The sequence below is a fragment of the Streptomyces sp. NPDC001985 genome (genome assembly GCF_040296845.1).
Taxonomy (GTDB): Bacteria; Actinomycetota; Actinomycetes; order Streptomycetales; family Streptomycetaceae; genus Streptomyces.
On sequence record NZ_JBEOYB010000150.1, the window covers coordinates 1 to 6429 of the forward strand.

General features: G+C 72.8%; 4 protein-coding genes and 1 pseudogene. 2 read left to right on the plus strand and 3 right to left on the minus strand.

The window, feature by feature from the left end:
- Window positions 1-393: 393 nt before the first annotated feature.
- Both ABT122_RS32935 and ABT122_RS32940 read left to right on the plus strand, forming a co-directional pair.
- Window positions 394-683, plus strand: a pseudogene (locus ABT122_RS32935) (IS5 family transposase); the annotation flags it as partial.
- Window positions 684-1205: 522 nt separating this feature from the next.
- Entirely contained in the window at window positions 1206-2255 is a 1050-nt protein-coding gene (locus ABT122_RS32940; RefSeq protein ID WP_351559762.1) for an NsdA family TPR-like regulatory protein, read from the plus strand.
- A gap of 33 nt (window positions 2256-2288) precedes the next feature.
- Here ABT122_RS32940 and ABT122_RS32945 read toward each other — a convergent pair whose 3' ends face one another.
- The 3 genes from ABT122_RS32945 to ABT122_RS32955 form a co-directional block, all read right to left on the minus strand.
- The gene (locus ABT122_RS32945) at window positions 2289-3329 is read right to left on the minus strand and encodes a vWA domain-containing protein (RefSeq protein WP_351559764.1); all 1041 of its coding nucleotides are present in this window, start codon (window positions 3327-3329) and stop codon (window positions 2289-2291) included.
- Window positions 3330-3735: 406 nt separating this feature from the next.
- The gene (locus tag ABT122_RS32950) at window positions 3736-4233 is read right to left on the minus strand and encodes a ricin-type beta-trefoil lectin domain protein (protein ID WP_351559766.1); all 498 of its coding nucleotides are present in this window, start codon (window positions 4231-4233) and stop codon (window positions 3736-3738) included.
- Window positions 4234-4874: 641 nt separating this feature from the next.
- Window positions 4875-6098, minus strand: a complete 1224-nt coding sequence (locus ABT122_RS32955; protein ID WP_351559768.1) for a thiolase family protein — start codon at window positions 6096-6098, stop codon at window positions 4875-4877.
- Window positions 6099-6429: the final 331 nt, after the last annotated feature.

The window sequence follows — 6429 nt, forward strand, 5'->3', positions numbered from 1 at the left end:
CAGCTCGGGGCGGAGCGCGTTCTTGCCGGACTTCTTGTCCGCGAAGATCTTCCGGCATCCGGCGGCCGTGAGTGCGTCGAGCTGCCGTTCGAGCTACTGCCCGCTGGTCGAGACCCGGGCGTATCCGATCTTGATCTCGGTGCGGACGAGCGGTTCGGCGACGAGGAGTTCGGAGTGGCCCCGGGGCTCCGGGGGGGCGTTCATGACTCCGGATCATGTCAGAAGGCGGTGTCCTCGAGTTGTTGGCAGAGGTAGACCGGCATGCCGGTCGCGGCCGTGATGGCACGGCGCTCCGCCATCCCCCGCCCGCGGTCCCAGGTCAGAGTGCGCCGCATCAGAGGTGGAATGCCGAGCAGGCTGCTGGTCGGGTACGGGGTGACCTGCTCGGCCTTGATACGTACGACCTGGGTGGACGGCGGCTACCGCAGGCACTTCGTCGAGCACGCCGCCACCCTCGGCATCGACATGGAAATCACCGCCCGCAAGGCAGGGACCAGGGGATTCACCCCGATACCCAAACGCCGGGCCGTAGACCGGACCTACGGCCGGCTCACGCTGAACCGCCGCCTCGCCCGCGACTGCGAGACCCTCCCGGCCCGCTCCGAAGCCATGATCCGCCTCGCCATGACCGACCTCATGCCCCCCGCCTCACCGGAGAGACCACCATCTCCTGCACGACCTGACATCACCGGAACGAATTTAAACAATGGGGTAAAAAGGGGTAAAACGACCTCTGAGGGACTTTCGTGCCCGCCCCAGAGCCGAGGACGTACCGGCCGCCGGGCTCCAGGAGGCGGGCGAGGAACGAACCGCCGGGGCGGCCGGGGCGACGGGCTGACGGCCGCCCGCGAATCCCGGCCCTCCGCTCCTCGCCCCCGCCGGAGACCGGCCTGCGATCGGCACCTCTCGGGTGGTACGCCGGCATGCGGCGACCGACGCGTGCCGGCGCCCTGTCGGAGCACCGGCCCGGGTCCGCCCGGTGCCGAGCCGCTGGCGCGCGGATGCGCGCTGCACACGCCGCTTGTGCGCCCTTGTGAAGGACACCGCATCCGGGGCATCTTAGCCGGGGCCGGGAACTGGATGTGACCCATCGGTAACCAGGAGTAGTGCTCGCGCGTGCTTGAGGGGGCGCGGTGGAACGTGCCCCGGCCCGCACATGCCGCCCTCCCGCCCGCAGACCGGACTGATCCTGGAAGGCAGGCCCCGTGCACCGTCTGACCAAGCCCACCCGCACCCAACTGGTCCCCAACGGAGACAGAAGCCCCGGCGCGGAAGGCTTCAGCCTCACCGCACTCACCGTCCCGGAGTGGGAGGAACTGCTCTCAGGGACGACCGCCCACCGGACCGCCGCCATGGCCGGACGGCGGGTGGGCCGGGCGGAAGTGGAAGCACTGAAGAGCATGACCGCCTACTTCGCCACCTCCACCGGGGCATTCGGCGGCGGGCACGCCCGCACCGCTCTCGCGGCCTACCTCGCCGACGACGTCACCCCCTGGCTCCTCGCCGGCGCCGGCGATCACGTACACCGTCAACTCCTCACGCACACCGCCCAGCTCACCATCCTCCTGGGCAACATGTGTGCCGACGACGACGCCGACGCCCTCGCCCAGCGCCACCACCGCACAGCCGCCCACCTGGCCGCCGAGGCCGAAGACCCCCACACCTACACCATCGCCGTCCGGGCACTCGCCGCCCACGCGCTGGAACTCGGACACCACCGGCCCGCGCTCGCCCTGACCGAACAGGCGGTCGCCACCGCCGCCCGCCACGCGTCGCCGCTGACCCAAGCCTTCACCCAGGCCCAACTGGCCCTCGCCCACGCGCGAGTCCAGGACCGCCCCCGCGCCCTCCTCGCCCTGCGCAGGGCCGAGGTCCTCCACGGCCAGGCGGACCAGGACCCCTCCGACCCGTTCGACACCTACCCGATCGCGGCCCTGCACTTCCAGCGGGCCCGGACCCTGGCTGCCCTGAGGGACCACCGGGCAGCCGGCCGCGCCTTCCACGCCTCCCTCCGCGCCCGCGCCCCCCAGGCGCGCCGAGCCCGGGCGCTGACCACGGCCCACCTGGCCGAGTCGCAGCTCCTCCGGGGAAACCTCGAAGAGTCCGTCAGCACCTGGAAACGCTTCCTGGCCGACTACCCGGGACTGCGCTCCTCCCGCGCCACCGCCTTTCTCACCACCATGCGCCGGGCACTGCGCCCCCACAGCTCCCATCCCGAGGTGGCGCTCCTGCAGGAGGAGGCCGCTTCCTGGTGACTCCCGCCCGTGAGCGGAGGTGATGGCCCGGGGTCAGTGCATCAGCAGCAGCCGTGTGTTCGGCACGAGTTTGCGGTTCACGCTGGTGCTCTGCACGAAGATGGTGAAGTCGTCGTTGTGGTCCGGCTTGATGCGGACCTCCACATCCGGCAGGCCGAGCAGGGCCCGGGCCTCGGGCCCCGTGTACACCCGGTCCGTCTTCTTCTCCAGCACCGCGATCCGCTTCCGCGCCTGGATCTTCTCCGTCTTGCTCAGCTGGTAGAAAGCGCCACCGGTGCGGTAGGTGTGACCGGATTCGACGACCCAGTTCCGGATCGCCGTGTCACGGTCCACCGGGATCAGCGCGAACGCCGAGGGGTCGACCGGGGTGAGGCCGGCCGCCTGGATGGTGTCCCTGTTGACCGCCTCCGCACCCGTGGAGAACACCGCCCGCGATCCCCGGATGCCCTTGGTGCGGCCCACCATGAACTTCTCGGTGGCCTCCCGGATGACCTGCCCGGCCTCCTCCAGCCCCTGTGTGGTCGTCGCGTCCCAGACGGCTATGTTGTCCTTCGGGAAACCGCACCGCATCGCCTCGCGCTTGCCCACGTGGTCCGGCACCAGGACGGCCAGCGTCCAGTTGTCGTTCTGCGCCTCGATCATCCCCGTCACCGCCCGGACCAGCTCCTGAGGGTCCCTGCTGGGGGCGTCGGGGCAGCGGTGACTCGCGTTCTCCTGCCCGTCGGTGAGGACGAACGTCAGGAAGCTGTGGTCGCCGTACAGCTGAGCCGTCAGCGCCAGCTCCCGCTGCGACTTCAGCGCCGCCGCCAGCAGGGCTGTCATGCCACCGGTTCGGTACAGCTGCTTCAGGGACGGCATCCGCAGCACGTCCTTGTCATAGATGACGCACTCCACCTCGTCGGCGAAGACGTACACCGTGACACGGGTCTCCTGGTCCAGTTCCCCCGACCGGCGCGCGAGATAGGCGATCTGCTGGTCGGCGACGTCGACGACCTTGCGGCTCAGGTGCGACATCGACGAACTGGCATCCAGCACAAGAGCGACGTGGTTGATGTAGTTCTGGCTTCCGGACACGGGCAGCTCCCCCTCGTGACGAGTCGATGGTCCTCACCGTCTCACCCACCACTGACAATCGGGGTTCACGAAATCGGGGCGGCCCGTGTCGCGAACGACGCGGAAGGCGGAGGCCCTGGCTCCGCGCGCTTCCCGCGCTCCGCGACGGGCGCGGGCACCACGCGCGTTCCACCTGCCGCCGCCCTCCGGAACACGGGACTCCGGAGGACGGCGGAGGGACATGGACGGCTGCCGCCGCCCTGCGGTGAGGGCTTCGGCGGACGCTCCCGTCCGCGCGGGGCGCTTCACGGGACCGGGGTTCGCCGGTGCTCGGGCACGAACCCGCCCGGAGTGTTCATCGGTTGCCGCCCGGACGCCCGTCGCCGGCGAGCGGTGCCACCGGCCCGGAGGATGGGGCGGGGCGGGATCAGTACGCGGTGAGGCTGATCAGCTCGCCCGTTCTGGTCCAGCGCTGCTGTGAGGAGGAGGCGTTGCACCCGGACACACTGGCCGCCAGGAACGAGGGATAGTTCGTGTACAGGCACATGCCGGGGTGGGCGGCCAGCCGGATCAGCTCGCCGTCGAAGGTCCAGCGCTGCTTCGACGAGGAGGCGTTGCACCCGGAGACGCTGGCCGCGTAGAAGGACGGGTAGTTCGTGGACAGGCACATGCCGGGGTGGGCGGCCAGCCGGATCAGCTCACCGTCGACGGTCCAGCGCTGTTCGGACGAGGACCCGTTGCACCCTTTCACGCTGGCCGCGTAGAAGGAGGGGTAGGCCGTGGCCAGACACTGGTTGCCCACGAGCGGGGCGACCGTGCCGGACGGTGCGGCGTCGGCCGTGGCGGCCGTGGCGGACGAGGGGAGAGCGAAGGCCGCCAGCGAGAGCAGCGCGGGTAAGAGAAGCTTGCGGAACACCTTGGACATGAGAGGAATCCCTTCGGAGCGGGCGGAGACGCGTCGGCGGGCGCGTGCGCGGGGCCCGGCGGCGTATCCGGTTGATGATGGCCTTCAGGGGTTCCCCTCCACCGTGACGCAGCATGCGTTCCCCGCGGAGTGATCTCTCTCACATGTCATGTATGCGTAATGAGCTGACGTGCGGAAATGCTTCAGGCCCCGGTCACCCTGGACCAGCGGCCGTCCACGGGCGAGGGACGCCCGCACCGCCTCCCGGCCGGCCCGGTGGCGGGAGCCGGGACCACCCGGCGGATGCCCCTCCCGGCGGACGGGTCCTCCCGGTGGGCGGGCCCTCCCGGCGGTGCCGCCCGGCACCGCCCGGTGCGCCGGCCCCGGCCCCAGGGCGGCCCGGCCGGGCTCCAGCGGCTCCCCGGTCTTGGCACCCCCGGCGACGACACCGCCGTGCCCGGTGACCGGCCGCGGCTTCGGCGTCCGTTCCGGCGGGTCGCGGATCGCGTGCGGCGCAAGGACCCCGCGGGCGCCGGCCGTCTTCCGCGCCGCCGCCCGGTCGGGGCGGCGACCGCTCCCCGGAGCCCCCCGGTGGCCCCGGAGCCCTTGGCGGTCCCGGTGGCCCCGGAGGCCCCACGCGGAGGCCCGGTGCGCCGGGTCGCTCAGACCCGCTCCACGAGCAGGGCGACGCCCTGGCCGACGCCGACGCAGAGTGTGGCGAGGCCGAGGCGGGCGTCCTCGCGTTCGAGGCGGCCGAGGAGGGTGAGCAGGATGCGGGCGCCGGAGGAGCCGAGGGGGTGTCCGAGGGCGATGGCGCCACCGTCGGCGTTGACCTTCTCCTCGTCGAGGTCCAGCCGCCGGATCACGGCCAGTGCCTGGGCGGCGAAGGCTTCGTTCAGTTCGACCGCGTCCAGATCGCGGAGTGACCGGCCGGCCCGGGCGAGCGCCTTCTCGGTGGCGGGAACCGGGCCGAGCCCCATGAGCTGCGGCGGGACGCCGGCGGACGCGGAGGTGATGATCCGGGCCCTGGGGGTGAGTCCGTGGCGGCGTACGGCCGCGCCACCGGCGACGATCAGCGCGGAGGCGCCGTCGGAGAGAGGTGAGGAGGAGCCGGCGGTGACGATGCCGCCGGGACGGAAGATGGTCCGCAGACTCCCCAGTTTCTCGGGGGTGGTGGTGGGGCGGGGACCCTCGTCGCGGGTGACGGCCCCGTCCTTGAGGGGGACCGCGACGATCTCGCGGTCGAAGTGCCCGGCTTCCCGCGCCGCGACGGCCCGCTGGTGGCTGCGGAGGGCGAAGGCGTCGGAGTCGGCGCGGGTGATGCCGTCGAGTGCGGCGACCTCCTCGGCGGTCTCGCCCATCGACAGGGTGACCCGGGCCGTCTCCGGGCCGGCTCCGGCGGGCACCGCGCGGTCGGCGGCGGTGAAGCGGGGGCTGGTGAAGCGCCAGCCGAGCGAGGTGTCGTGGATCTCACCCGGCTTGGCCCAGGGAGTGCCGGGTTTGGCCATGACCCAGGGCGCGCGGGTCATCGACTCCACTCCGCCCGCCACGACGAGGTCGGCCTCACCGGCGCGGATGGCCTGGGCGGCGGAGGCCACGGCGGTCAGGCCGGAGGCGCAGAGCCGGTTGACGGTGTATCCGGGCACGGTGTGGGGGAGTCCGGCGAGCAGGACCGCCATACGGGCCACGTTCCGGTTGTCCTCGCCGGCCTGGTTGGCGGCTCCGAGGATCACCTCGTCCACGGCCTCGCCCGGGATGCCGGCCCGCCGCACGGCCTCGCCGACCACCAGGGCCGCCAGGTCGTCGGGGCGCACCGACGCCAGCGCGCCGCCGTAGCGGCCCTGGGGCGTGCGGGCGCCGTCGATCAGAAAGACCTCGTCGGACATGGGCGGACTCCTCAGCGGGAACGGGCGGCCGCGATCGCGGGGCGGTGAGGCGGCCGGTGAAGGAAGCGGGATCGGACAGGGTGGCACGTGCCGCCGGGTGGGCACCAGCGGGCGGTGCGCTCGCTCCCCCGCCGGGAGGGCGTCCCGCCGAGCCCCGGCCGCGCCGCCGGTCGTCGTGCCCGCCCTCCCTCGCGGGGTTCCCGTCCGGCACCGCCGGCCCGGACGGCGCGCCGCGGAGGAGGTGGCCGCGGCCGGCGCGCCACCCGTGGCCTGGGGCGAGCGGCACCGGCTCGCCCCCTGGCGGGCGGCCGGACGCGGAGCCGGAGAGCAT